Origin of the sequence: Pseudoalteromonas issachenkonii (genome assembly GCF_002310795.1) — a bacterium.
GTDB classification, from domain to species: Bacteria; Pseudomonadota; Gammaproteobacteria; order Enterobacterales; family Alteromonadaceae; genus Pseudoalteromonas; species Pseudoalteromonas tetraodonis.
This window is the reverse complement of sequence record NZ_CP011030.1, coordinates 2,458,635-2,485,303: the sequence shown is the minus strand read 5'-3', so window position 1 is coordinate 2,485,303 and position 26,669 is coordinate 2,458,635. Positions and strand designations below refer to the sequence as shown.

At 37.1% G+C, this 26,669-nt stretch carries 25 protein-coding genes and 1 pseudogene; 10 read left to right on the top strand and 16 right to left on the bottom strand.

The annotated features are described in order from the left end of the window. The first annotated feature begins 3 nt into the window (after window positions 1–3). The 9 genes and pseudogenes from flgJ to PISS_RS11505 all read left to right on the top strand — a co-directional run bounded on the left by flgJ (window position 4) and on the right by PISS_RS11505 (window position 11,618). Window positions 4–999 carry a flagellar assembly peptidoglycan hydrolase FlgJ gene (gene flgJ, locus PISS_RS11540; RefSeq protein ID WP_008113076.1) on the top strand — a complete coding sequence of 332 codons (996 nt, stop codon included), beginning with the start codon at window positions 4–6 and terminating at the stop codon, window positions 997–999. Between the two features lies 1 nt (window position 1,000). After that, on the top strand, window positions 1,001–3,007 hold the full coding sequence (gene flgK, locus PISS_RS11535) for a flagellar hook-associated protein FlgK (protein ID WP_058155111.1): 2,007 nt from the start codon (window positions 1,001–1,003) through the stop codon (window positions 3,005–3,007). A gap of 2 nt (window positions 3,008–3,009) precedes the next feature. Further along, window positions 3,010–4,269, top strand: a complete 1,260-nt coding sequence (gene flgL, locus PISS_RS11530) for a flagellar hook-associated protein FlgL (protein ID WP_013465585.1) — start codon at window positions 3,010–3,012, stop codon at window positions 4,267–4,269. Between the two features lie 275 nt (window positions 4,270–4,544). Next, window positions 4,545–4,955 (top strand): annotated as a pseudogene (locus PISS_RS19160) (flagellin N-terminal helical domain-containing protein); the annotation flags it as partial. Between the two features lie 417 nt (window positions 4,956–5,372). After that, window positions 5,373–5,993, top strand: coding sequence for a flagellin (locus tag PISS_RS19155; protein WP_414704468.1), 621 nt, complete (start codon window positions 5,373–5,375; stop codon window positions 5,991–5,993). Window positions 5,994–6,206: 213 nt separating this feature from the next. After that, a complete protein-coding gene (locus tag PISS_RS11520) occupies window positions 6,207–7,649 on the top strand; it encodes a flagellin (RefSeq protein ID WP_016899221.1) in 1,443 nt (480 codons plus the stop codon). 100 nt (window positions 7,650–7,749) lie between these two features. Then, on the top strand, window positions 7,750–8,136 hold the full coding sequence (locus PISS_RS11515; protein ID WP_016899222.1) for a flagellar protein FlaG: 387 nt from the start codon (window positions 7,750–7,752) through the stop codon (window positions 8,134–8,136). 29 nt (window positions 8,137–8,165) lie between these two features. Then, window positions 8,166–9,590, top strand: a complete 1,425-nt coding sequence (fliD, locus tag PISS_RS11510; protein WP_013465581.1) for a flagellar filament capping protein FliD — start codon at window positions 8,166–8,168, stop codon at window positions 9,588–9,590. 12 nt (window positions 9,591–9,602) lie between these two features. Then, window positions 9,603–11,618 carry a motility associated factor glycosyltransferase family protein gene (locus PISS_RS11505; RefSeq protein ID WP_058155110.1) on the top strand — a complete coding sequence of 672 codons (2,016 nt, stop codon included), beginning with the start codon at window positions 9,603–9,605 and terminating at the stop codon, window positions 11,616–11,618. A 13-nt stretch (window positions 11,619–11,631) separates the two neighbouring features. Here PISS_RS11505 and PISS_RS11500 read toward each other — a convergent pair whose 3' ends face one another. The 15 genes from PISS_RS11500 to fliS are packed head-to-tail and all read right to left on the bottom strand — an operon-like array spanning window position 11,632 to window position 24,031. After that, window positions 11,632–12,207 carry a GNAT family N-acetyltransferase gene (locus PISS_RS11500; RefSeq protein ID WP_013465579.1) on the bottom strand — a complete coding sequence of 192 codons (576 nt, stop codon included), beginning with the start codon at window positions 12,205–12,207 and terminating at the stop codon, window positions 11,632–11,634. A gap of 44 nt (window positions 12,208–12,251) precedes the next feature. After that, window positions 12,252–13,409 (bottom strand): class I SAM-dependent methyltransferase, encoded by a 1,158-nt coding sequence (locus PISS_RS11495; protein ID WP_013465578.1) that lies wholly within the window; start codon window positions 13,407–13,409, stop codon window positions 12,252–12,254. Between the two features lie 12 nt (window positions 13,410–13,421). Next, complete coding sequence (locus tag PISS_RS11490) at window positions 13,422–14,093, bottom strand: PIG-L deacetylase family protein (protein WP_013465577.1); 672 nt, start codon at window positions 14,091–14,093, stop codon at window positions 13,422–13,424. Beyond that, window positions 14,090–15,136, bottom strand: a complete 1,047-nt coding sequence (gene pseI / locus PISS_RS11485; RefSeq protein WP_058155108.1) for a pseudaminic acid synthase — start codon at window positions 15,134–15,136, stop codon at window positions 14,090–14,092. Before pseI ends, PISS_RS11490 begins: the two co-directional genes overlap by 4 nt. Further along, window positions 15,120–15,758: an HAD family hydrolase gene (locus PISS_RS11480; RefSeq protein WP_058155107.1), complete on the bottom strand. Its 639-nt coding sequence runs from the start codon at window positions 15,756–15,758 to the stop codon at window positions 15,120–15,122. The genes pseI and PISS_RS11480 overlap by 17 nt, the downstream gene beginning before the upstream one ends. Then, window positions 15,752–16,657, bottom strand: coding sequence for an ATP-grasp domain-containing protein (locus tag PISS_RS11475; RefSeq protein WP_016899223.1), 906 nt, complete (start codon window positions 16,655–16,657; stop codon window positions 15,752–15,754). The genes PISS_RS11480 and PISS_RS11475 overlap by 7 nt, the downstream gene beginning before the upstream one ends. A 36-nt stretch (window positions 16,658–16,693) precedes the next feature. Beyond that, window positions 16,694–17,152, bottom strand: coding sequence for a GNAT family N-acetyltransferase (locus tag PISS_RS11470; protein ID WP_058155105.1), 459 nt, complete (start codon window positions 17,150–17,152; stop codon window positions 16,694–16,696). 43 nt (window positions 17,153–17,195) lie between these two features. Continuing rightward, window positions 17,196–18,179, bottom strand: a complete 984-nt coding sequence (gene pseG / locus PISS_RS11465; RefSeq protein WP_058155104.1) for a UDP-2,4-diacetamido-2,4,6-trideoxy-beta-L-altropyranose hydrolase — start codon at window positions 18,177–18,179, stop codon at window positions 17,196–17,198. Next, window positions 18,179–19,465: an aminotransferase class III-fold pyridoxal phosphate-dependent enzyme gene (locus tag PISS_RS11460; RefSeq protein WP_058155102.1), complete on the bottom strand. Its 1,287-nt coding sequence runs from the start codon at window positions 19,463–19,465 to the stop codon at window positions 18,179–18,181. Before PISS_RS11460 ends, pseG begins: the two co-directional genes overlap by 1 nt. Next, the gene (locus PISS_RS11455) at window positions 19,458–20,222 is read right to left on the bottom strand and encodes a cytidylyltransferase domain-containing protein (RefSeq protein ID WP_058155101.1); all 765 of its coding nucleotides are present in this window, start codon (window positions 20,220–20,222) and stop codon (window positions 19,458–19,460) included. Before PISS_RS11455 ends, PISS_RS11460 begins: the two co-directional genes overlap by 8 nt. A 21-nt stretch (window positions 20,223–20,243) precedes the next feature. Continuing rightward, window positions 20,244–21,104, bottom strand: a complete 861-nt coding sequence (locus PISS_RS11450) for an aldo/keto reductase (protein WP_013465568.1) — start codon at window positions 21,102–21,104, stop codon at window positions 20,244–20,246. Beyond that, window positions 21,101–22,252, bottom strand: a complete 1,152-nt coding sequence (pseC, locus tag PISS_RS11445; RefSeq protein ID WP_058155100.1) for a UDP-4-amino-4,6-dideoxy-N-acetyl-beta-L-altrosamine transaminase — start codon at window positions 22,250–22,252, stop codon at window positions 21,101–21,103. The genes PISS_RS11450 and pseC overlap by 4 nt, the downstream gene beginning before the upstream one ends. Before the next feature lie 13 nt (window positions 22,253–22,265). Continuing rightward, window positions 22,266–23,267 (bottom strand): UDP-N-acetylglucosamine 4,6-dehydratase (inverting), encoded by a 1,002-nt coding sequence (pseB, locus tag PISS_RS11440; RefSeq protein ID WP_013465566.1) that lies wholly within the window; start codon window positions 23,265–23,267, stop codon window positions 22,266–22,268. Window positions 23,268–23,312: 45 nt separating this feature from the next. Further along, a complete protein-coding gene (locus PISS_RS11435; protein WP_013465565.1) occupies window positions 23,313–23,636 on the bottom strand; it encodes a hypothetical protein in 324 nt (107 codons plus the stop codon). Further along, window positions 23,636–24,031 carry a flagellar export chaperone FliS gene (gene fliS, locus PISS_RS11430; RefSeq protein WP_013465564.1) on the bottom strand — a complete coding sequence of 132 codons (396 nt, stop codon included), beginning with the start codon at window positions 24,029–24,031 and terminating at the stop codon, window positions 23,636–23,638. Before fliS ends, PISS_RS11435 begins: the two co-directional genes overlap by 1 nt. 367 nt (window positions 24,032–24,398) lie before the next feature. On the opposite strand from fliS, the gene PISS_RS11425 reads away from it, so the two are divergent. Then, window positions 24,399–25,835, top strand: a complete 1,437-nt coding sequence (locus tag PISS_RS11425; RefSeq protein ID WP_013465563.1) for a sigma-54 dependent transcriptional regulator — start codon at window positions 24,399–24,401, stop codon at window positions 25,833–25,835. Window positions 25,836–25,966: 131 nt separating this feature from the next. Here PISS_RS11425 and PISS_RS11420 read toward each other — a convergent pair whose 3' ends face one another. After that, window positions 25,967–26,554 (bottom strand): DNA-3-methyladenine glycosylase I, encoded by a 588-nt coding sequence (locus PISS_RS11420; RefSeq protein WP_028833984.1) that lies wholly within the window; start codon window positions 26,552–26,554, stop codon window positions 25,967–25,969. Window positions 26,555–26,669: the final 115 nt, after the last annotated feature.

The window sequence follows — 26,669 nt, the reverse complement described above, 5'->3', positions numbered from 1 at the left end:
CTGATGGAAACAAATCATCTAGATAAGCAAAACTTTTTTGATTTAGGCAACTTAGACTCTTTGCGTCGAGATGCTTTAAACAGCGGTGATGCATCAACCGATGCATCTAAAGCGGCGTTAAAAAAAGCGGCGGCACAATTTGAAGCTATCTTCACCCAAATGCTACTGAAAAGTATGCGTAAAGCCAATGAGGCTTTTGAAGACAAAGAAAGCCCATTTAATGCAAGTGGCGTGAAGTTTTTTGAAGAAATGCACGACCAACAGATGGCTACAGAGCTTTCATCAAATGGCTCTTTGGGACTTGCAGATTTAATTGTGCAGCAACTATCGCCAGATGGAAAAAACTTTATGCCAGGCTCTGTTCTTCGTACAACGTCTGATTTCTTTAGTGACCAACGTGCGGGTAGCACCTTACCTCATCAAGAAAACCAAAAGGTCACTGAAAAAGTGCCGCTCGTTGATTCAACTGAAAAAAGCGAACAAAACATAGCGTCTGGCACATTTGAAAATGCTGAGGAATTTGTAAGCACCGTATGGGAACACGCAAAAACAGCGGCTAAGAAAATTGGTTTAAATCCGGCGGTTATGGTTGCGCAAGCAGCATTAGAGACTGGTTGGGGTAAACATATTATCAGTAAAGGTGATGGCAATAGCTCAAATAATTTATTCAATATAAAGTCAGATAAAAGTTGGCAGGGCGAAAAAGCCAGTAAGGTCACTTTAGAGTTTGAGCAAGGCGCTGCAGTTAAAAAGCAAGCAAGCTTTAGAGCGTATGACTCAATAAAAGATAGCGTGAATGATTTTGTGGATTTTTTAACACAGAACCCTCGCTATCAAGATGCATTAAACAATACAGCAAAGCCGCACAAATTTTTAGACTCTTTACAGCAAGCCGGTTATGCAACCGACCCTAACTATGCAGACAAAATAAAAAGAGTGCTTAACAGTAACGAGTTAAAGAATATCGCCACAAGCGTTATCCGCCAAGGAGTAGAGTAACATGTCGTTTAATTTATTAAATATTGCTAATTCAGGAATAAGAGCAAACTCTGAGTTATTGCAAACGACAAGTAAAAACATCGCAAACGTTAATACTGAAGGGTATGTACGAGAGCGCACTGAATTTACTACCATGATTGATAATCAGGTGGGCCGCGGTCAAACGTACCGGTTATTAAATGAGTTTGCACAAAAGCAATTAAACCGAGATACCTCAAATAAAAGCTTTTTTGATCAATTTGTTAGCGAGGCGAGTCGGGTTGATCAAATTTTTTCAGAAAAATCAAACAGCTTATCAACTAGTATCAACTCGATGTTTAACAACGTGCAAGAAGCACTTAACCAACCTTCATCTACGGTTGCTCGTTCATTGGTGATGAGTGATGCGCAAAATCTGATTGATCAAATGGACCGGCTTGCAGGTATTGTTTCAGAGCAAAAAGCAGTGGTTAATGAGCAATTAGAAATATTTTCTGAAGAGGCGAATACGTTAATCGAAAGTATTAGTTCGTTAAATCAAGAAATTGCGGGTGTTCATGGCACTAAAAACGAAGCAGATGCTAGCTCAGCTTACAACGAGCGTGATAAAGCAATACGTGATTTATCAAAACTAATTGATATAGAAACACTCGATGGCCCTAATGGTGAAAAACAAGTATTTATGGGCACAGGTGAAGCGGTTGTTATGCAAAATGGTTCATTTAACTTGTTTTCGATTAGTGGCGATCCCGATGCCAATTTTAAAGAGTTACGCTTAGATGTAAATGGTGGCCAAGCCGTTCCACTAGAAATAGATCCCACTAAACTCAAAGGTAAAATTGGTGGCTTATTGGCATTTAGAGACGATATTTTGGTGCCTGCACAAAATCAAATAGGTCAGATGGGCATTGCGCTTGCTGATTCGTTTAATCAGCAAAACCGTTTAGGAATGGATGCAAACGGTGAGCTTGGAGGCGATATTTTTGATATCCCAACGGTCAGTGCTTTTGTTTATCAAGCAAATACCGGAACAGCTAATATGTCAGCAACCGTTGAAGCTGGTAAAGGCAGTGAACTACCAGCGAGTGATTTTGTGATCACCTATACGGGGAACCCTAACGAAGTAAGTATTCAGCCAATAGATAATAAAGGCGAGCCTTTAGGCAGTGCATCGTTAGCTGTTATTCCACCGAGTGGCATTATTGACTCTGCGGCAATCACCAGCGGGGAGTCGTTTGGTTTAGAGCTAAACGTAACCGGAGCCGGTAATGCCGGTGATCAATTTCAGATAAAACTTAATAGTGGCGCGGCTGGCAATATATCGCTGACAACAGGTCGAGGAGAAGACATTGCATTGGCCTCTCCAATTAGAACAGCAGACGGGCTTGATAATACAGGCACTGGGACTATTTCACCGGGTGATGTGAGCGATGTAACTACCGGCAGTTTTACAAACCCTTTAGGCTTAGCAAATGGTCCTATTAACATTGTTAAAACTGCTAATGCTAACGAATATCAACTTACTGATGGTAATGGTACAACCACGTTTACGGTTACACCGCCTGCTAACAATATTTTGGCGCAAGCGGGGCCTCCTTATGATGGCTATGGTTTTGACTTTAATATTGAAGGGGTACCGGCTACAGGAGATACCTTTAATTTAGAATTTAATGAAGGCGGTTTTGATGATAACCGTAATGGTCAAAAACTCGCTGACTTACAAAATAGCGATTTAGTACGTCAAAATGTGGTAGCAAGTGCCTCAGCCGATAATCATAAAACCTTGAACCAGGCCTATGCTGGATTAGTAACCGATGTTGGTGTAGTAACCAGTCAAGCAAAAACCAACGGGGCGGCATTTGATGCTTTAGCACAGCAATCAGAAGCCTGGTATGAATCGTTATCCGGCGTAAATTTAGATGAAGAGGCAGCTAATTTGCTGCGTTTTCAGCAATCTTATGCTGCATCGGCTCAAGTACTGTCTGCAGCACGTTCTATTTTTGACACTTTACTGAGTGCGGCGAGGTAATTATGCGTTTATCAAATAATTTAATGTATCAAAATAACATTAATAAAATACTTGAGAATCAACAAAATGTAGCTGGTGCGCAGGAGCGCGTTACGACAGGTCAAAAATATTTGAGTACCTCAGAAAACCCTGCTGCTATTTCGCAGGGTATGTTGTACACCAATAAAATAGAAACTAATGAGCAGCTGACGAAGAATATTAACCAGCTAAAAGGGCGTTTAGAAACCGAAGAAAGTTTATTACAAGGTATGAACGACACTATTTTAGAAGCGCAAATGTTAACTATACGAGCGGGCAATGGTTCGTTAGATAAAGGTGATTTGGCTTCGGTTGCCAGTGAACTAAAAGAATTGCAAAAATCGCTGCTTAACTTAATGAATAGTCAATCTGAAGGGGGGAAATACCTTTTCTCTGGCTATCAAGACGATATTCAAACTTATACATTTAATAGCACTAATGGCAAATACGAATACCAAGGCGATCAAGGCCAGCACGAAGTAACCATTGCAAAAGGCGTTGAGATCAAATCAAGCGATAATGGCTTTAATGTATTTGAACGAGTTGATGCACGTCTTGATGTGGTATCGAATGGTGGAGCGCCATCAGGCGGTATTACCGCTGGAACTGTTTATGTTCAAAATCAAGGTGAGTTTGATCGTTTTCATAAAGATAATTATAACTCAGACCCAGATCCGCTTATTTCTCCAACGATCAATACCTATAACGTTAATGTGATCCCTGGTGCGACCCCTTCATCGCCTGATCAGTATGAGATATTACGTGATGGTAATCCTCTTGTACCACCTGTGACTGGTGAAGTAACTGATGAGCCGATTGAATTTGCCGGTATGGAAATTCAACTTGAAGGTGTAGCACCGGGGCAGCTTGATTTTACCCTTGAGAAACCAAGCAAAGAAAATGTATTGAATACACTAGAAGATTTGATCATTAGCCTAAATGACGAACAACTTGATGAAGCGCAAATTAACCAAGCATTATCGGATGGTTTAATTCAGCTTAAAAATGCTAGTGAACAGATTGTATTTACACAAGCTGGTTTAGGTGGACGGATGAATGTGGTTGAGCGTGTGACCGATTCAAACAGTGCACTGGATATTAATAATCAAGAAAATAGATCCAGCCTGATTGAGATTGATGCCGCTGAAGCCATCAGCGATCTTACTAAACATGAGTCTGGTTTACAGGCTTCACAAGCGACTTTTGGTCGCTTGGCTAAACTTTCATTATTCGATTATTTATAAATACTATCCAAGGCAGGTTATTACTTTACGAGAAAAGTAGGTAATAACTTGCCTTAACGAAGCGGCAAAAAACTGTCACCCCCTTTTTATCTTCTGTCAAAAAATCGCTAACTTCTAATTTAAAGCCGCAATAAGTGTTATTTAGTTGTTTTAAAACATAAGGTTAATCTTTTTTTACTAGTTGGCACAACTAATGCATTTAGCTAGTTATAGAAAGTGTGGTTTTTGCTTAAATATTTTGAACCACATTCTGATTGAAACTAGGAGATGGTAAAATGGCTTTAAGCGTAAATACAAATGTTGCATCACTTAATGGGCAACGCAATCTATCTAAATCTAGCATGGCACTTGAAACCTCAATGCAGAGACTATCATCTGGTTTGCGTATTAATAGCGCAAAAGACGATGCTGCAGGTTTACAAATTGCCAACCGACTAACTTCTCAGGTTAATGGCCTAACAGTTGCTCAGCGTAATGCCAATGACGGTATTTCAATGGCGCAAACCGCTGAGGGTGCGATGCAAGAGTCTGCAAACATCTTACAACGTATGCGTGACTTATCACTGCAATCAGCGAATGGTTCAAACAGTGCGGTTGACCGTGCATCCCTGCAAAAAGAAGTCAGTGCACTGCAACAAGAGCTTACTCGAATTGCAGACACCACCAAATTTGGTGGCACCAGCTTACTTGATGGTACCTTTGGTACAAAACAATTCCAAGTGGGCGCAAACGCGAATGAAACCATTAATGTAAGCTTACGTAATGTAGCAGCAGATTCAATTGGTGCGCATGAAATTAAAGGGCCAGGCAACGCCGCAGATGCAAATACTAGGCTTGGCGATGTACAAACGGTTAACTTAGCGACCAACCATGGCACCAGTGCTGATACAGTTAACATTAATGGTACAGATATTGTTATTGCCGGTGGGTCCGGTGCGGCTGTAATTGCAGATACAATTAATAAGTCGGGTGCAGGCGTGGTTGCAGAGGCCAAAATTGATACGAGTTTTGCAGGTATTACCTCATCAAGTACGGGTGTTATTGAAATTAAAAAGAATGGCGCTGTAGAAAAGTCATTTGATTTAGGTACCTACGGTGGTGATATGGAGCGTTTAACTAGCGATATGCAGCAAGCTGGTTATGATGCTATTTACGACCCTGCAACAAAAGAAATTGCATTCAAAGCAACAGATGTTGATGGTATCGATATCACTGGAACTGATGTAAGTGGCTTTACAATAGGTGGTACTGCAGTAACAACAGTAGCTAACTCTTTTAGTGTTTCTGCAGAGTTAAACTTATCATCAGCAAATAAAATTGGTATTTCAGGTACAACTGCAAATCAGTTATTTGGTACAGGTACGGCAGCAATACAGTCAACAGGTGGTACTAGTTCGCTAACAAGTATTGAAAGTGTGGATATTTCTGGTTCGACTTCGGAAGGTGCTCAAAATGCTATAAAAGCGATTGACGCTGCACTGGCGCAAATTGATGCACAGCGAGCTGACTTAGGTGCGGTACAAAACCGTTTTGGCTTTACTATTGCCAACCTTGCAAACGTATCTGAAAACGTGTCAGCTTCGCGTAGCCGTATTCAAGACACAGATTACGCGCTTGAAACAGCAACCCTGACTAAAAACCAAATCATGCAACAAGCAGGTACTACTATTTTGTCACAAGCAAACCAGTTACCGCAGGCTGCATTAAGCTTGTTAGGTGGTTAATAATTAAAATTAAAAAGCCAAGTATTTATACTTGGCTTTTTTGTTTGTATTTCAATTAACTAAAGTTTTTTACTGTTTTTTTTAAAAAAAAGCTAAAGGTAATTTTATAACGGCCGTTAACTTAATTAGAACGGAGCTTGAACAGATTTTTATTGTGATGGCTCTTGGTTAAAATCAATTAGTTACATTACGAAAGTAATCAGGAGTTATAACATGGCTTTATCAGTAAATACTAACGTTGCATCAATAAATGCACAAAGAAACTTATCAAAATCTAGCGATGCATTAGGCACATCAATGCAACGTCTTTCATCTGGTATGAAAATTAACAGCGCGAAAGATGATGCGGCTGGTCTACAAATTGCTAACCGTCTATCTTCACAAATTAACGGTCTAGGTGTTGCTCAGCGTAATGCTAATGACGGTATCTCAATGTCGCAAACCGCTGAGGGTGCGATGACAGAATCATCAAACATTCTACAACGTATGCGTGACCTAGCGCTGCAATCAGCGAATGGTTCAAACGATGCTGATGCACGTGCGGCCCTTCAAAAAGAAGTAGGCGCATTGCAACAAGAATTAACGCGTATCGCAGAAACAACTAAATTTGGTGGTACTAGCTTACTAGATGGCTCATTTGGTACTAAGCAATTCCAAGTAGGTTCTAATGCAAATGAAACAATTAACGTAAGTCTTCGTGATGTATCAGCTGATGCTATCGGTGCAAATGAAATTAAAGGTGGTGCAACATCGACTGTTTCTGCTCTTGGTGATGTTCAAACGGTTGCTTTAAGTGCCAATGTAGCTACTTCAGCACAAACAGTTAATATCAACGGTGTTGATATTGAAGTTGCAGCAAGCTCTGGTGCTGCAGCAATTGCTGATACTATTAATTCTTCAGGGGCAGGTGTAAATGCTCAAGCTAAATTAACAACTACAATCGCTGGTATTGATGCAAGTAGCTCGTCTACAATTGAGATTAAAAAGGGTGGCACTGCGGTTGATAAATATGACTTGGGTACATTTGGCGGAGACATGGCTCGCCTAGCTAAAGATATGCAAGAAGATGGCTATGATGCTGTTTATGATGAGGCAGCCGGCTCTATATCATTCACAGCTACAGATATAGATGGTATTGATGTAACTGGTGCTGGCGATACAAGTGGTTTTACTATTGGCGCTCAAGCTGTGGCTAGTACAGCAGGTTCGCTTAGTGTTTCAGCAGAACTAAACCTAAGCTCAGCTGATAAAATAGGTATATCAGGAACAAAAGTAGATGAGATATTTGGTTCAGATGCATCTACAATAGATTCAACAGGTGGTTCAAGTGCGTTAACTTCAGTTGAGACTATTGACATCTCAGGTGCTACTTCTGCAGGTGCACAAAATGCAATTAATACAATTGATGCGGCACTTGCTCAAATCGATGCGCAACGAGCTGATTTAGGTGCGGTACAAAATCGTTTTGGCTTTACCATAGCAAACCTTGCAAACGTATCAGAAAACGTATCGGCTTCTAAAAGCCGTATCGAAGATACCGATTACGCTGCAGAAACGGCTAAACTGACTAAAAACCAGATTATGCAACAGGCTGGTACAACAATCTTAGCTCAGTCTAACCAGTTACCACAGGCAGCACTTAGCTTATTAGGTTAATTTAACAATAAGCTCTATACTTTAACTACTAAGGAAGGGGCAACCCTTCCTTTCTTGTATAGGTATAAAGCTTTATATCGCTTTATAGTAGGAGCGAATTATGGAAACGCAAAATTTAAATTTAAATATCAGCTCAGCGCAAAAAGGTGAGGTTACCTCAAGTTATCAAGCCCCATCTCAAGTTAAGCAAAATATTGATGAACAGAAGAATACAACCACCCCTACTGCTGCAAGTAATAATGAAGTCTCTAAAACTGAGTTGTCACCTGAAAAGCTAGAGAAGGTGGTACAGCAATTGCAGGACTTTATGGGTGAAATGAACCGCAGTCTTCAGTTTAAAGTAGATGAAGATTCTGGCCGCAATGTAATCAAGGTTATCGACAAAGAAAGTGGTGATTTGGTAAAGCAATATCCGTCAGAGGAAGTATTAGGTATAGTTGCTAAATTGGCTGAAGCCACCGGTGTATTGGTTGATTTTAAAGTTTAATTTTTCAGTAATTTAAGAGGGTAATTATTATGGCTATTTCATTTACGGGCATAGGCTCCGGACTTCAAGTAAACGAAATTGTAAGTGCTTTAGTCAATGCTGAAAAATCCCCTTATCAAGCGCGAGTAACAAAACAGCAAGCTAATTTCACGACTGATATATCTGCTGTAGGCACACTAAAAGCGTCTTTAGAAGAGCTGAATGGTTCTTTGGAGTCACTATCATCAGTTGATGAATATCAAAAAAGAACAATAAGTGGTAGTGATGAATTTGTTTCTTTTAGCTCTGAAAAAGATGCACAAACCAATAATTACTCAATTAAAGTTAATAGTTTGGCCGAAAACCATAAGCTAACATCAAATGCTATAGCTGGCGATGAAGCGGTGGGTGAAGGTAAGCTATCTATAAGTTCTGGCGCTAACAGTTTTGGTATTAATGTGTCAGACACCGCAACACTTGCTGATATACGTGACGCGATTAATGACTCAACTGACAATGACTCCGTGAATGCCACTATTATTACCGATGACACGGGGCAGCGGTTAGTATTATCAAGTAAAGAAACCGGCGCCGAAAACGCAATAAAAATTGTAGTTGATGATGTCTCTGATGGCAACAATACAGACGCCTTGGGTTTATCTCGTCTTGCGTATGACAGTGATACAGCATCAGCAACTTACGCTGAAAACCTAAACGAAGTAACTGCAGCGACGGATGCCTCAATTACGATAGATGGTACGCTTGTTGCGACGAGCAGTACAAATGAATTTAAAGATGTCATTGAGGGCGTCACCATTAATGCCAAAAAAATGCATGGAACTGACGATGATTTAAGTAAAGCCGTAATAACAGAAAATAATAAAAATATTACAGCTGGTTTGAACTCATTTGTAGACAAATTTAATGCTTTTATTGATTTATCTAAGCAATTAGGACGCTCAAGTGCTGAAGAGGGCGTAGGGGCGCTTGCTGGTGACTCATTATTAAGAGGGTCTGTAAACCAGGTGCGCTCATTGTTAACCTCAGAATTTAGCACGGGAAATGGTAATACCGATTTTTTAGCTAATTTTGGTATTAGAACGGAGCGTTCAGGTAAATTAAGTATTGATTCCGATGCATTAAAAGCTGCGATAGAAAAGGATCCTCAAGCCTTACAAACCTTTTTTATCGGAGAAAATGACGGTGATGGTTTTGTTGGCCAGTTAGACACAGTCATTAAAGGTTATACGGCTTCTGATGGTATTATTAGTTCACGTATAGAAGGTCGTGAATCACAGCTTTCTAAACTAGAAACTGATGTAGAGAAATTTAATATTCGTATGGCGAAATACGAAGAACGGTTATACAGTCAATATAATGCAATGGATTTATTAGTCGCCAATTTAAATTCAACAGGCAGCTATTTACAACAACAATTAGCTAACCTACCTGGGGTGGTTAAAAAATCAAGTTAAGCGGAGTGAAATTTGGACGCTAATCAACAAGAATTAACAAAAATGATGTTGCAAGCAACCTTGCTTGCAAACCTAGCTCTATTGCAAGAGCAAATGCCAGTTATATATGAGTCATTTAAAGACTACACACCAAGTGATACGGGCGTAGCTATAGATGAAGCAAATAATGCAAACTTATTTAATAATAATGAGTTTGTCTATCAAGTTAATCCTAGGGAGTTTGCAAAACAACAAGTTGTTCAGTTTTTAGAGAATCCGCTTTACTTCAAATATCAACTAGGTCATCAAGATGACGAAAATATTGTTTTTGAACATGCCGCGCTTTTGAAATCAATTTATAACGTTCGTTCGTCAGAGACAGATAATAAAATTCACAACCCTGCTGCAGAGAATCGTCTCGACTTTATCTGCTTTTTAGGCGGTGGCTTAGGGTATCAGATAGAAGAGCTACTCAGTAAAAAAGATGTACTAAATGTGTTTTTATTTGAGCCAAGTAAAGACGCTTTTTATGCGTTACTACATTGTATAGAATTAAAACCACTTTTTGATAAATGCACAGCTAATGGCGGACAGTTTTCAATACGTGTAGGCGGCAATGAAGATGGCGTGATTAACGAAATTTCCAAATTTTTGTTTAATCAGGGTCACTTTAATATCAGTCAAATACTATTTTTTAAGCATTATGATAGCTCATTGATTGAAAAAACAATTGAGCGTATAAAAGGTATTGGCCATCGTTGGGCTGCAGGCTGGGGGTTTTTTGAAGATGAAATAATTGGCGTGTCGCACACATTAGCCAATTTAAATGCTAAGTTTCCAGTGTTAAAAAAGCCTGAACTAGTTAAAAATTCATTAAATGATTACCCCGTATTTATAGTCGCTAATGGTCCTTCTCTTGATGATGCAATTGAGTTTTTAAAAAATAACCAAGACAACATCATCATAATTTCTTGTGGTACTGCATTGAGAGCTTTGCTTAGCAATAATATTAAACCTGATATCCATATTGAAATGGAACGTACTGCGGCACTATTAGACTGGATTGAGTCAATTGATCGCACATCTGATTTAAATACAAAGTTAAATCAAATAAATATAATTGCGTTAAATACTGTTTACGATAATATTTTAAAGCGTTTTAAAAATGCGCATTTGTTATCAAAAATAAATGATGCAGGCGGTCGTCTTATTCGTGCTTTGGATACAAAGAAGCAGTTTACTTACCCTGATTACAGTAATCCTACAGTATCAAATACAGCGCTTGCTACAGCAATTGAATTAGGGTTTAAGAAAGTATATTTAGTTGGTACTGACTTAGGATTTGTCTCTAAAGAGCACCATCATTCAAAACATAGTATATATTTCGATAATGACTTTAAGCATAAAAAAGTAGTTGAAAAAGGTATTGAAGGTGCATTTGTTGTTAAAGGTAATTTTACTGAAGAAGTATTCACAACCCCGATATTTGACTCATCAAAAGGTAACTTAGAATTACTACTTCAAGAAAACCTAAATGTTAAAGTATTTAATACCGCCAATGGTGCTTTCATTAGGTATACTGAACCTAAACTTATTAAAGATATTGGTAATATAAAACCGATTGTTAATAAGGAAGATAAGATCACAGCGCTACTTTACAAAGCTACTTCTTTAGAGCAATTGTCTGCTGGTAATGTTAATCATAAAATGGAAGCTATCAAAACGAGAACAAAAGATGTTCTTGAGCAGCTGTTGTCTATAACTTCTCAATATTTTGAAACACGTGAGCAGCTTGCTGATGCGTTTAATTTACAAAATAAAATATTACTTACATTACGTAATAGCACCGCAGACGATGTTGTAGTTTATTGGCTGATTCAGGGAACTTTTAGATATTTTCAAGCTTATATTATGACAAGTAGCTATTATTACAATGACTTAGAAATGCGTACTGGATTTATAAATGCATGTGTTGACGCGTTTCATGAACATGTAAAAGGTATCTATTTAGAGTTTATTGAAAACTATAATAAACCGGCCAAAGTCTAATCAAAGTTAGTCGTTATTTATTAGTAACGACTAACTCAATAAAGTCATCTTGTGGTTTTTTGAATAAAGACATGAACACGACATCAGATGGCTTACCATCTAAAATATAATGCTCCTTTAAAATACACTCATTTTCATACCCAGCCTTTAAAAATGCTTTGATACTACCAATATTAGAGGTATAAGCACTTGCAGTGAGCTTTCTTAATCTCAATTTTTGAAAAGAGTACTGGCTTACTAGTCTTATTGCTTGGCTAGCGTAGCCTTTTCCCCAGAACTTTTTATCCCCTATAAAGAGGCTAACCTGGGCAACATTATGAATTGTATTGATACTTCCTATTTTTATATTGCCAATATGTTCATTTTCACTTGTTCTTATTGTAAAAAGTTGCTCGAGAGGGTTATTTAGCTGTAAGGATATATAATTTTTAACAGAATCTATATCCTGCTTATGAAAGCGTGTTTCTAAATACTGGTTCACTTTTGAGTCATTTAACCAACTTACGTATTTAGTTGTAACGTCCTCCAACTGAATACTTCTAATAAAGATACCTTGGATATTGTGACTTTTTATCGTTAATTGGTTCATGGGTTTCCTAAAATGTGAATTTATCGATCGCCTAATTAATGCATTTATTTTAAGGCATAAGGAGCGTAGATATTTCCTCGCCAACCTAATGAGGTCAGCTCATGCTTTATTTCATCATGAAATGAAGATGAGATAATGACTGTTAGCTTTTTGTCTAAATCTTTATTAATGAGAGCATTAATAGTATCGATTGAATACTTAATCGTATAATTGAGACCACAAAAGCGTTTCCCAGTTTTATTTGGATTTCCATCGATAATATACAGAGGCTTTAACCCTGTTAAAGCCAATAAAGTTACAGCTCCAGAACCTGCACCCCAGAAGATAAACTCTTCATCTTTACAGTAGCTTTGTAATGCTTGAATATCTTTATCTATCTTTTGTTTTAGTTTGCCATTATCCGATGGTGCTAAAGGCAGTAAAGATTTTTTCTCTTTATTTGTGAATGAAATAATTAAATTACCGGATGCAGTTACAATACTTTTATCTTTAAACCAACCAAATTGATTTGCAAGGGTTACTAATGAACGCTCTGAGAAAACATGTATATGTTCAACATGAAAAGCTTGTGTTGAAGGCTGTGTGATAGACCAGTCTAAACTAGGTGTTTCTAAAATGAGTGTAGAAGTTGAATGACTTACCTTTGATATGGCTTTGAAAAAATCTTTAAAATCAAAAATGTGTTCAATTACATGGCGAGAATAAATAAGGTCAGATTTAAAACATAGGCTAGAGGCAATTTTTTCAGTGAAAAAAACCTTTTCTACTATCAACTCTTTTTTTTCAGCTGCTATCGCAGTTTCTTCATTTGGCTCAATGCCATGGTAGTCCACATTAGAATAAATTGTCTTTAGTTCTGCTAGTACTTCTCCACTTGAACAGCCTATTTCTAGAACATTTAGCGTTTTTTTATCAATGATATTGTTTTCACTAATAAACTTTATGAAATCATACCTAAATGAGGCACCTATATTTTCAGGTGACGGTGTATAGTAATGATGCTTATATATAGCTTCTAGAATATCTTTATTGTAGTTTAATTGAAAAGCATGTGCGCACTGCCTACAGATTGAGTATTCAATATCAATAACATGTGGCAAAGGTATATTTGACGTATCATCCATTGGATGTTGGTAAATTGGAAAGTTATTTAACTTAAGTAATAAAGTGTTTTTTTTATAATTACAAACAGGGCAATTCATAGCTACTCCTTCTTAACTAACTTTTCTTTTGAGCATAAAAGCTTCTGCATAATCAACACCGACGGTATTACCTCTTACTTTTGCCAATGCCTCAATTGCATCAATAGAACGAGAGTGGGGAGGCTTGCGCATTTCATCTTCATATATTAAGAGTAGCTTTTTCTTTTCTGCTATATGTTCTGAGATATCGACAAAAAACGTTGGTGAAAATGCAAATGCATTGATTGGCGTATTCCACTCTGTACTTGAGTTAACTTCAAATGAATATATTGTTGGGGTTTTTACTAAGGGAATAGGTCTAAATGCAGTCATGACTGCTTGATGTACAATACGATGATCTATATTTAAGTCGCCATAATGGTGTGTATAAATAATATCTGGTAGTTCTTTTTTAGTGACAGACTCTATTGCTTGGACTACATCAAGGATCGCAACTGTGTCCATTTTATTATCAGGAAAATTAAAAAAGTATTGCTTAGCAGACAAATACTCTCCCGCTTTTTTTGTCATCCTAAGGCGCTGTTCATAATCCGTATCAGAGCTGTTTTTTCGTGCTGAAACGCCATTTGTCATATATACAATGGATATATGATCACCTTGTTTTTGATGTTTTAATAAAGTACCACCACATCCAATCGCTTCATCATCAGCATGAGCGACAATAGCAAAAATATTTTTTTTCACTTATTAGTTTCCATTGTTAAATGTTTATTTGATAGCGCTGTTCCTCGGATGATGTCAGATGTAAATTTTTGTCCGATAACTAAATCATAATTATTAGGGGGTAAGCCAAAACCTGGGCGTATTACTCTAATGTTTTCTGAGTTTACAGTATCCCCTTCCTTAACATCCTTTACAACGTAGATTGAACGCCCATGTTCTTTACCTAATCTAGAACCTTTAGCCAGTATTTCGGCGCTACCCAATGCCTTCCATGTGTTGTGGCATGAAATTACTAAAGACTTTAATTCATCTGGCTCTATTGAAAATGTTGCATCAGGTCCGCCTAGTTTACGATCTAGAATAAAATGCTTTTCTATTATCCTTCCACCCATAGCAATAGATGTAATCGCTGGGATATTTGAAAGACTGTGATCAGATAAGCCAGTAATTATGTTTAGCCTTTTTAATTCGTTAAGAGCATTTAAATTCATCTGCTCAAACGATGCTGGGTATGAACTTGTACAGTGCAAAACGGCTATTTGGCTACTGCCATATTTTTTCAAATACTCAACACTTTCTTTTATTTCTTCAAAGCTAGATATACCGCTTGATAAAATTACAGGTTTTCCAGTCTTTGCTATCGCTTTTAATAATTTAAAATCTTGCACCTCAAAGGAGGCAACTTTGTAAAGAGGGCAGTCAAATTTTTCTAATATCGAGACTGAAACTTCATCAAATGGAGAGCTAAATAAAATAATATTATGCTCTTTTGCTTTTTGAAAAAGTGACTCTGTCCAATCTAAAGGCATTGAGATTTCTTCATATAATTTATAATAGCTTTGACCTTTCCAAGGCGGACTTTTGATAATGAAGTCATCCCTATCGCAGTCAATAGTTAGAGAGTCAGCTGTATATGTCTGTATTTTTATTGCATCAACGCCGCACTCAGATGCGACTTCAATCATTTTTAAAGCAAGCTCTTTATTTCTTAAGTGGTTGTTAGACATTTCGGCAATAATGAATGGCTTACTGTTTGCTGAAATTTCTTTATTTAGTATTTTCATGTAGATAATCTTTGTAACTAAAATGAATAAAAGGAATTTTAGCATTTTTTGCGAAAAGTCCGTCTGTTTCTGTTGTATCTCCAACCATTACAACAGAATTAAGTTTATGGCGTTTATTTAATAAATCAAAAGCATATCTGTTTGGTTTTAAACGCTCAGGTGATTTAGGATCGCATAACACTATATCGCAAACATAATTATTTAACTGCAGCCTATCTATTTTAGTTTGCTGAACATTTTTTTGGCCATTGGTAACGACAAATAACCTTTTTTCATCAAGTATCTCAAACAAAGTTGGGATTAAGCTTGCTTTTTTGCTTATGTACTTTCCATCATGTTTATAGTAGGTATTTAGCATTATGCTTAGGTAATGGTTTGGTAATTCATAGGCTGCTATCGCATCATTAAATAGGTACGGATAAAGTACTCCCATTTTTAGCTTATGAGTATGGAGGAATATAGCTAGGCCTTTGAGGGGAAGTTGGGTTATTTCGGAAAGTATTTTTTCAATCTCTTTAAACGCTCCAATGTCATAATCACTTTGATCAAATAGTGTATTGTCTAGATCGAAAATAATATCATCATATTTGCTTAACTGATGCGCCAATTTTTTTATCAGCATATATGTTCTTGCCAATATCTTATTAAACGGTTATCAGAAATATTTTCTTCTAGTGGTATTTGATATGGCAGCGACAACCAGCTTTTTATGCTCAAATCGATAATGTCGAACCCTGAGTTTATTGAAAAAATTAAACTACCTGAAAGTCTAGGATTGATTTCAATGATATGTGCGTTCTCTCTATCTTCATCTAACATTATTTGTATATTTATGGGGCCATTAAAGCGAATCTTTTCAACACATTTTTTAGCTAATGTAAGCACTAAAGGGTGTTGATTTATTTCACCGACTCTCGACACCCCAACTGCTTCAAGGCGCTTTCTCGCTAACCCAAAAACCCAATCACCCTCGGAATCTACAAGCACGTCGACGGTATATTCTGTGCCCTTTAATAAGGTTTGTATTACGCCTTTTTTATTTTTAAAAAAAGGAAATAATTCATCGTCTTCAATAATATAAATTCCCTTCCCACCTCTACCATACTCTGGCTTAAATATCGCGGGGGCAGATGTTGATGTTGGGGCTACGGGCAAGTTATTTTCTTCGCAGAATAGTTGAAAATTAACCTTACTTGTACAGATGCTTATTGTTGACTTGCTATTAATTAATATCTTCTTTGAGATACTTTTTGATAAGTCTGAACTTTGAGAAAGAATAATAAGTTCTTCATCAATAAATGGAATATATAAGTCAAACTTATCATCAAGTTGGTTGATAAATGGAATAAACTCAGAGCTACTGCATAAAGGCGATAAGTAGAAGTCATCACAGAAGTGCATTGCAATACTTTTGCTATTCTCATTTGCGTCAATACCTATCACTTTGTGACCTAAGGTTTGCAAGTGCTTAATAATAGATATAGCTGCAGCAGATGCCGCAGCACTCATTAAAATTCTCATAATAAAGCCTATAGCTATTTTTAATTCGAGAGCTCTTCAGCTCTCTATTCTTAAACTATATAAAGATGGTGTTAAAGCTGTAAAACCTGCTTTTGTAAAAGCAGTGATAGATGCTAAATTATCAGGTCTAATCTCAGCAATAATCGTTCCATGTTTCTTTAGTTCGGTTATATTATTCAAAGCTGCAACTCCAATACCTTTTCCCTGAGCTTGGGGCGAGATCAGAATCGAAACTTCATATTTATTTAATTCAATTTCATCTAAACGAAGAGTGCCAATATCATTTCCATCATGATTAATTATATATAGGGTCCTATCGGCTCTTTTTAGTGTATCTTCGAACCATTTGCAATGCTCTGGCCATGTTGGAATTGCAGTTTGCTTAAAGTATTTACGAACACCACTACTTGTTTGCCACTCAAAGACATTTTTTTTATCGGAATAAGTGGCTTTTTTTAGTTGTACTTTAGATATGAGATTAGGGTTTTGTTGCATTTATATAGTTCTCATTTAAATATGTAAGAGAGTCAATTTTCACTTATATCAACGATGAATTTTGATGGATACAATGAGCAATTCTATATTTTCCTTTGCCATCACTAATAGCTTTTGCTTTTAATGCTAATATTTTACTTTTATCTTCAATTATTTGAATACAGCTATATATGTTGGAGACGGTTGATAAAATAGCTGCTTCACTTAATTCAAATAACTCAATGTTACCATTTTGATTTTCTGCTGTTTTTATCATTATAATGGATTTTCCCATTGATGCAGCTTCGAAGAGCATTGAACCAGGAGCTGTAATGATTACTTTTGATTGATACATTAAGTCAGCTAAGTTTGGAGGTGCTTGATGCCAAGTTATGTTTAAATTTGTATTTTCAATGAGGCTTTTTAGCGTTTTTCCGTGTGCATAACCCAAACCTGTAGTTAAACAAATTTTACCCTTGTATTGCCTTACATCAAGTTCATATAACGAAGCAAAGCTATTGTTTTGAGGATCTGAGGCGCCAAAACATATAAATATGTCATAGGCTAAGTGCTCATCGTTTAATTTTCGAATGAATTCATCTCTGATAATTCCATATTTAGGACCCAGTAGAAGTTTGCATTGCTTAGGCACAAGCTTTTTATAAGCGCTTAGCCTAGACTCTGATGCCGTATCAATTAGTAAATTACAGAGATGTGCTCTATCAGCTAGATCATCGATTATAACTATATAATCAGCTATTAATTGTTGCTCCCATTGAATATCTATTTCATAATGGTCAATTAAAATACTTTTGATATTGTATTTTTCAAGTATTTGGTTGGTTTCTTCAAGTCCATTATTTGCTGTAGATAATTTTAAATAACTAACTAACTGGCTCTTTAGTAAAGATTTCGCTAAAGCAGACTCTTTTACAATGAATCTAATTTTTATATTTTTTTCGGCTAAAGTGTTTGCTAACTCTAAACAGCGCATCAAATGGCCGGCACCGATTAATTCGTTGGCATCTGTTCTTATGGCTAATTGCATTATCTCACCTTAAAAACGGGCTCTAATAGTTTACCTTTAAAAATATCATACAAATTTTGCGTTTTTATTGTATTTTTTAAAATAAAAATAACTTCATCGTATGCATTAAGTAATTTCTCTATATCATCATGTGTATGGGCAAAGCTAAGGTTATGACTACCACCAATTAAAATACCTCTAGTGCACATCTCTTGAATAAATAAAGATTTTAGCTCTAATGAGGAATATTTTTGAGTGTCTTTAATAATAATAAAAGACCATGACGGATGACCTGCAGTGCTCAGCCAATCTTTTACATCGTGTTTGTCTATTAATTTATTAAGCTCACAAATTAATTTTTCACCTAAAGTGTGAATATGTGTCAGTACTCTTTCTTGCTGCATTTTTTTTAATGTTGTTTTTGTAGCAACTAAAGACATGGTTTCGCCCGCAAAGGTGCCGGAGAAGAAAATATCTTCCATCAATGACATTATTTCTTTCTTTCCAACAATAGCTGAAATAGGGAATCCGTTTGCCATGCCTTTGCCAAAGGTTGCTAGGTCAGGTGTAATATTAAATAAGCCTTGAGCACCATGTAGATCAAACCGAAAACCGGTAATTGTTTCGTCAAAAATTAGTACAGAGCCATGTTTTTTACAAAGTGCTTGTACTCCTTCAAGAAATCCAGCTTCTGGAAAGGCTATATTCATTGGCTCCATAATTACAGCAGCAAGCTGTTCAGGGTATTCAGTAAAGAGCCTTTCTAATGAGCTAAGGTCATTGTATGTAAACGTATGGGTAAGCGCTCTAACACACTCGGGAACACCTAAATTTCTGGTTGTTGAGCCAATATACCAATCTTGCCAACCATGATAACCACAGACTGCAACATGCTCTCTTTTTGTATAAGCTCTTGCTAGTCGAATAGCAGCAGATGTTGCGTCACTGCCATTTTTACCAAAACGCACCATTTCAGCGCAAGGTATTAGCTTTGTGAGTTCTTCGGCGACTTCCATTTCTAATCTATGAGGAAGGGAGAAAGTGATCCCTGAGCTAAGCTGGTCTATCACAGCTTGATTTACATCAGCATCACAGTAGCCTAAAGAAACAGAAAGTAAGCCATTCACAAAGTCAATATACTCATTATTATCTGCATCCCACACTTTAGAACCTAAACCTCGTTCAATAAATAAAGGTGCTGCATTTTGTGGGAACGCAATTCTACTCTTACTAAAAGTTTGGGAACCTAGAGGAATGGTTTTTTCAGCTCTATGTAGCCACTCCGCTGAATTAGTGTAATTATTCATAGCCTTCTTCTTTATCTTGTTTTAATGATTTAACCATTCCCTCATTTCGAGCAATTTGGGAGTTTAATAAGTTCAGCTCTGGTTTATGCGATAACAATTCCAGTATATCTTGATAATTAAAATTAGGCTTTTTTACATATAAATTTTCATATATTGATGAAATCAACTCAAAGTCATTGGGTTCGTCAACAGTCCATCTATAGGCAGAGAGGTCTTGCTCACTTTGGATATTCTGTAACTTATACTTATCAGGGTGACTTGTTATATAAGGTGTTACGTGTTCTAGCTCAGAAGGCTTTTCTGCATATTTATAAGCGTTATGTAAGGCCTTTTTACTGATCACTTCAATATCGAGACCATCAGGGTATGTGGCTACTAAGCAGTTTGAAGTATAATCATTTTTGTTTTTTAAATGACTATTAATGACATAGTCCATGAGCTCAGGGTCAATCACTGGGCAGTCAGCTGTTATTCTAACGATAGCATCACAAGGGTAATTGAGTTCAGCATGAAAGTACCGGCTGAGAACATTGCTTAAACTTCCTCTAAAGCATAATAAATTATTCTCATTGCATAACTGTTCAATAATGTCGTCACTTTCATCAGTACTTGTGACAATAACTAGGTTGTCTACTAATTTTGCTCGTTGTACACGCTTAGCTTGTTGAATAAACATAGGTAAACCTTGGAGGTTCTTTAAAACTTTATTAGGTAAGCGTGTTGATCCTGTCCTAGCTTGCATGAAAGCATTTATCATATTTTTAATCCTAGCGCTTAATTAACCAAGCCATTGCGATGGATTGATTAATGCTAAATTACTTGAAGCTAAAGAGGCTAAAACGTCATCCGAGGGGAGTGTAAGCTTTTTTGCGGCGCAGTAGCTGTCTATTAATTGTGTTAACTGTTCTTGTGAGCAACATCCTATAATTGCATTTTCGATATGAGGGGCTTTTTGCGCAATAATTGCTAATGCGAAAGTTAGCCGATTGCAGCCTAATTCATTAATAACACGATTATACTGAGAAAACTCATTATTAAACTGTGAAAAATAAGCGTTATTTTGAATCATTGGCTCTAATAAAAGCCCTTGTAAAAATATCGAGCGAGCGTGAAGCTTTATATTTTTTTCTATTAGCTTATCGATAATTTCAGGTTGTATAAAACGTTGATCTAACCAATTAACAGGAGCTTGAATCAGATCTAAATTAAACCTTTCACTAAGTAATTCAAGTTCTTTAGGATTATAAACAGAAACACCTATTCGCTTAACTATGCCTTTGGTTTTTAACTGCTCTAGCTGCGAAAAATAGTCTTCCCCTGAGCTGCTTAAAAGCAACTCACAATTATGAAATAACACTGCATCAATTGAGTCACAGTTCAGATTTTTTAAGCTTTTTTCTACCTGCGCGTGAATATTTTCACTTGATACTTTAGTAACGATAGATAAAGCTTGGCTTAAACCCGATTGGCCAATATTACTCTCGCTAATTCCATAAGCTGATGCCGTATCAACCACTGTAATGCCAGCGTCTAGCGCAGCACTAAGTATTCGTTTGATCTCATTTTTTTTTACCTGCCCAAGGGTGTTACTAATACCATAATTCAAACCAAATTGGGCGGTTCCTAAAGCGATTTTCATAGTTGTTTAGCTAATGTTTCTATTATGAAGTTTTGTTCTGAATTAGTTAATCCAGGATGCAAAGGTATGGTGAGAGCGCAGCTGTAGTATCTCATTGCATTTGGAAAGTCATTTGCCTTAAAGCCAAGCTCTTTGTAATAAGGTTGTATATGAATTGGAATGTAATGCAAATGACTCGTTATGCCTTGCTCTCTTAAACTACAGATAAGAGAATCATGTTTTACAATTGCATCACCAGACAAGGTTAAAATATATAGATGGTAACTAGAATAGCTTTGGTGTGATTGAGTTAAATGATTGATAGACATATCTTTTAGCTTGCTAGTATATACTTTAGCTAGCTGGTTGCGTTTTGCAACAAATTCATCAAGCTTTGAGAGCTGGCTAAGGCCTAGTGCAGCTTGTAACTCAGTCATTCTATAATTAAAGCCGAGTTCAACTTGCTGATAGTACCAAGGGCCATGACTTGGCTCTGTCATTTCACTCTGATCGGATGTAATCCCGTGACTACGTAAACGCACCATTTTATTAGCAAGTCGTTTGTTGTTTGTTACCGCCATTCCACCTTCAGCTGAGGTGATTATTTTGACTGGATGAAAGCTAAATACGCAAATATCTGAAAACTCACAGCTGCCCACAGGCTTACCTAAATATTTTGCACCAATAGAATGTGAAGCATCTTCAATAATCTTAAAGCCATATTCAACTGCAAGTTGATATATAGCCTGCATATCACATGATTGACCTGCCAGGTGAACTGGGATGACTACCTTTGGTAAACGATTATTTTCTTTAGCAATAATAAGTTTTTTTTCTAACTCATCAGTGCACATATTCCCTGTTGCTACATCAATATCCACAAAGTCTATTTGAGCACCACAGTACAGTGCACAATTTGCGGAAGCAACGAACGAAATAGGGGAGGTCCACACGATGTCATCTTTCCCCACATTTAACGCTAAACATGCAACGTGCAATGCTGATGTGGCACTGTTTGTTGCACATGCATAGGTGCTGCCACAATAATTTGCGATGGCTTGCTCAAAAGCGGGTACTTTTGGGCCTTGCGTTAACCAATCAGATTTTAAGACATCAACTACTGCGTCGATGTCTTGTTGAGAGATAGCTTGTTTGCCGTATGGGATCATGGAGTCATTACTTTTAAATTAAGGCTTCAATATTGAAGGCTTCAATTTCTTCAATCGTCATGTAATGTGGGTTGTTCAAAGAGTTATATTCAAAGCCTTGCTGAACTTTTTTTCCCTTTTCATTAAGTGCATTAACTGTAAAGTCATTACTACGACTGCTAAATTTGATGCCTGGTGCAATTACAAAATGATCGTTATATTCATAGGTTTCAAAACACAGATCGGCAGGGCACATAACTTCATGAAGTTTCTCTCCTGGGCGAATACCAATAATTTTAATAGGTAATTCAGGAGCCATTGCTTTTGCTAAATCAGCAATTCGAATTGATGGGATTTTAGGTACGAAAATTTCACCGCCCAACATGCGCGCGAAATTTGTTAAAACAAAATCAACACCTTGTTGAAGGCTTATCCAAAAACGAGTCATTTCGTCATGAGTGATAGGGATGTGATCACGGCCTTCATTAATGAATTTTTGGAAAATAGGCACAACTGACCCTCGCGAACATACTACATTCCCATAACGCACTACTGAAAAAGTCGTTTTATGGCCGCCTGCAATATTGTTTGCCGCTACAAATAATTTATCCGAGGCTAATTTAGTGGCACCATACAAATTAATAGGGTTAGCTGCTTTATCTGTCGAGAGGGCAATGACTTTTTCAACATTGTTATCAAGTGCTGCATTAATGACGTTTTCTGCCCCATTAATATTAGTTTTGATGCATTCCATTGGGTTGTACTCTGCGGCAGGTACCTGCTTAAGGGCTGCAGCATGGATGACATAATCAACGCCACGCATTGCGCGATTTAGTCGTTCTTTATCTCGAACATCACCAATAAAGTAGCGCATGCAAGGCTGATCAAAATCTTGCTGCATCTCAAACTGTTTTAACTCGTCACGAGAAAAGATAATAATTTTTTTTGGACTGTACCGCTCTAATAGTGTTTTTACATACTTTTTACCGAACGACCCTGTTCCACCTGTTATTAAAACTACCTTTCCATCAAACATGAGATTCTCTCCACAGCTAACCAGCCTAATATTGCCAAATCTATTTTAAAAGTTAGATTTATACTTATTTACAGCTTTTTTATTTTTTTGATTACCAACTATTTTAACCGCTAATAGTTGTTTTTGAGCATCCATTTTAGCAGATAGCTGTTCTATTAGGTTAATTAAAAACTCAAGTTCAGTCGCAGAGTAAAAAGCTTTTTCTCTTGTAAGTGATTCACTTATATATGTATCAAGCTTATTATGAATACTCAGCGCTTGCTCAATATCCCAATCCTCTGAGTCATTAATCAAACTCACTAGCTCATTACAATATTTGCGAGTTTCACTATCTGTAACTTGTGAACTCGTTATTTGCTTTAAAGCCATTATAGTTGTGGTTCTCTTTGCTCGAATGGAATTGCTTCCCAACCTGATTTAATCTCTTTAATCAAGGTAATTACTTCATCGATTTTATCTATATTGTTTTCAAGGTTTGCAGTTAATAAGCAGCGCTGGCAGTAGTCATACAAAGAGTCTAAGTTAGTTGATACTTCATTATTGTGTTCAAAATTTAATACCTGCTGCAACGCACCAAGTAGCACAATACAATCAGAGATTGCGTTGCCTTTTTTTTCTAACTCTTTACGTTCAATAAATCCTTTTGCAGCAGAGAGCTTGCCAACAATATTCACAAACACGAGTTTAACTTGGTCGTAAGGCGTCATTTCTTTAACACTGCTAACTGTTATTTGACGGTATTTATTGATTGATGCATGAGCCATAGGTAATTCCTCAAATTTTAATAACATGTTCAGAACTCTAAGCAAGTTTAGTTCCAACATAAGTTTGACTATTACTTTATCGGCAAAAACAGTCACACCTTTAAGTAATAATAGCAGTTTTTATGTGTTTCTTCTGTGTGGAATCGTATCATTGAAAATCGCATTATATGTCGTTTAATTCATCCTAAGTATGTATATCACTAAAACTACCCAGGCAATTAATAGCTATAAAGTATTAACTTTGTGCGGCCAGTGTCTGTTTTTTGGCGTTAATGTCAAAAAATCGCCGCTATTGCTTGCATCCAAACCCAACTGGCTTACAATTTGATTAATAAAACAAATTAGTGAAATAAATGGCTCGCTAAAGATGATCTTAATTTTAGATAATAATAACAATCGCTCTATTGGATTATACGCATCGCTTACTTTTATTGGTGAGGCTGTACAGTTGCAAACAGAAGCTGACTTTGAACAGGCATGCAGCCACTATCAAAACAAAGAATGTATTGTGGTGTTAGGTGCTTTGCAGTCTTTAGATCACGAAAGTTTAATTAAACGATACCCAACATTTCCTTTTTTACTCATTGGTGAAACGCTTAAACCTTTGTTGAGTTTGGCTAATGTTGTGGGGTTGATATGTGAGCCATTTACTCATGAAATAACCACACAGCTGTTACACGACTGTCAGCAATATCAGCGCATGTTGCCGCATGAACATAAAAATAATAAAGAGAAAAGCACCTTTGATGGTCTTGTTGGTGAAACCAAAGCGGTAAAAGATTTACGCTTTTTAATTACGCAGGTTGCTAAAACCGATGCTAACGTACTTATTTTAGGTGAATCGGGCACAGGTAAAGAAGTAGTTGCCCGTAACGTACATTTGCTTTCTAAGCGTAACAAAGGCCCATTTGTACCAGTAAACTGTGGGGCAATTCCTGCAGAGCTACTAGAAAGTGAACTATTTGGTCATGAAAAAGGCGCGTTTACTGGGGCTATTTCAGCACGAAAAGGCCGTTTTGAGTTAGCGCAAGGTGGCACGCTATTTTTAGATGAAATAGGGGATATGCCACTGCAAATGCAAGTTAAGTTACTGCGAGTGCTTCAAGAGCGTAGCTATGAGCGCGTTGGTGGTACCAAAGCGATCCAAGCTGATGTGCGTGTGATTGCTGCAACCCACCGTGACCTTGAAAGCATGATAGAAAAAGGCTCATTTAGAGAGGATTTATACTATCGTTTAAATGTTTTTCCTATTGAGAGCCCATCTCTTGCTCAACGCGCAGAAGACATACCATTACTACTTAAAGAGCTTATGCGCCGTGTAAATGAACAAAGCGGTACTACGGCTAAGTTTACAGAGCGTGCTATTGATAGTTTAAAAGAACATTCTTGGCCGGGTAATATTCGTGAGCTCGCTAACTTAGTTGAGCGTATGGTTATTATGTTCCCAGACAAGGTGGTTGATGTTCCTGATTTACCCAATAAATACCGCTACATTGAAGTTGAAGCCTATGAGCCACAGTACCCAGAAGAGCTGATGGAGCGTGATGCCTTTAATGATATTTTTAGTGGCGGATTTAGCGAAGATGAAATAGATCTAGAAGATGATTTTGTTCAGGCCGCACCTGGTTTATTGCCCGATGAAGGTATTGAGCTCAAAGAGTACTTAGCTGAGCTTGAAATTAACTTAATCACCCAGGCATTAGAGCGCTTTGATTACGTTGTTGCCCGTGCTGCTGAAGTGCTTGGCGTAAGACGAACCACACTGGTCGAAAAAATGAAAAAATATAACCTTTCTAGAGATTGAGAGCTAAGTGCATGTGCTAGGTACTAGGCGCTAGGTGTTAGGTTAGAAAAAATAAACACCGCGTTTAATGCAAACTCGGCGCTATACTTGTCAGCGGGTTTACCCCGCGTCTCGTAACCCGTAACCCCCACCTAGCCTAGCTTTTTAACTTCTTCTTTTCTAAAGCAATTATTACTATGATCGTTAACCATTCCACAGGCCTGCATGTAGGCATACACTGTGGTTGGGCCTAAAAACTTAAAACCGCGCTTTTTTAAATCTTTTGCAAATAACGTTGATGCTTCAGTAACTGCAGGGTAATCCGCAAGCGTCTCTAAATCGTTTACCTGAGGTTTATTACCAACAAACCGCCACTGGTAATCACTAAAGCTGCCAAACTCTTTTTGAATAGCAATGAAGCACTTTGCATTATTAATTGTTGCGGCTATTTTTAAGCGGTTGCGAACAATTCCCTCATTTTGCATTAATGTTTCTAGGTCCTGCTCAGTAAAGGCCGCTACTTTATTTACATCAAAGTTTGCAAAGGCGTTTTTATAATTAGCGCGCTTTTTTAATATGGTGTACCAACTTAACCCTGCTTGTGCCGATTCTAACGTTAAAAACTCAAAAAGTAGGTGATCGTCATACACAGGTACGCCCCATTCATGGTCATGATAATCCACGTAGTCTGGTTTTGAAGTATCTAACCATGGACAGCGATACTGAGCTTCTTCTTTCATGCTTATTCCTTAGCGCGTCATTTTTACGGCACGTATTTTAACTGTTTAAATTATTGATATTATTATGAAATAACTTTGGTACATATTGTGCATTAGCCAGTGTATCTACATTATT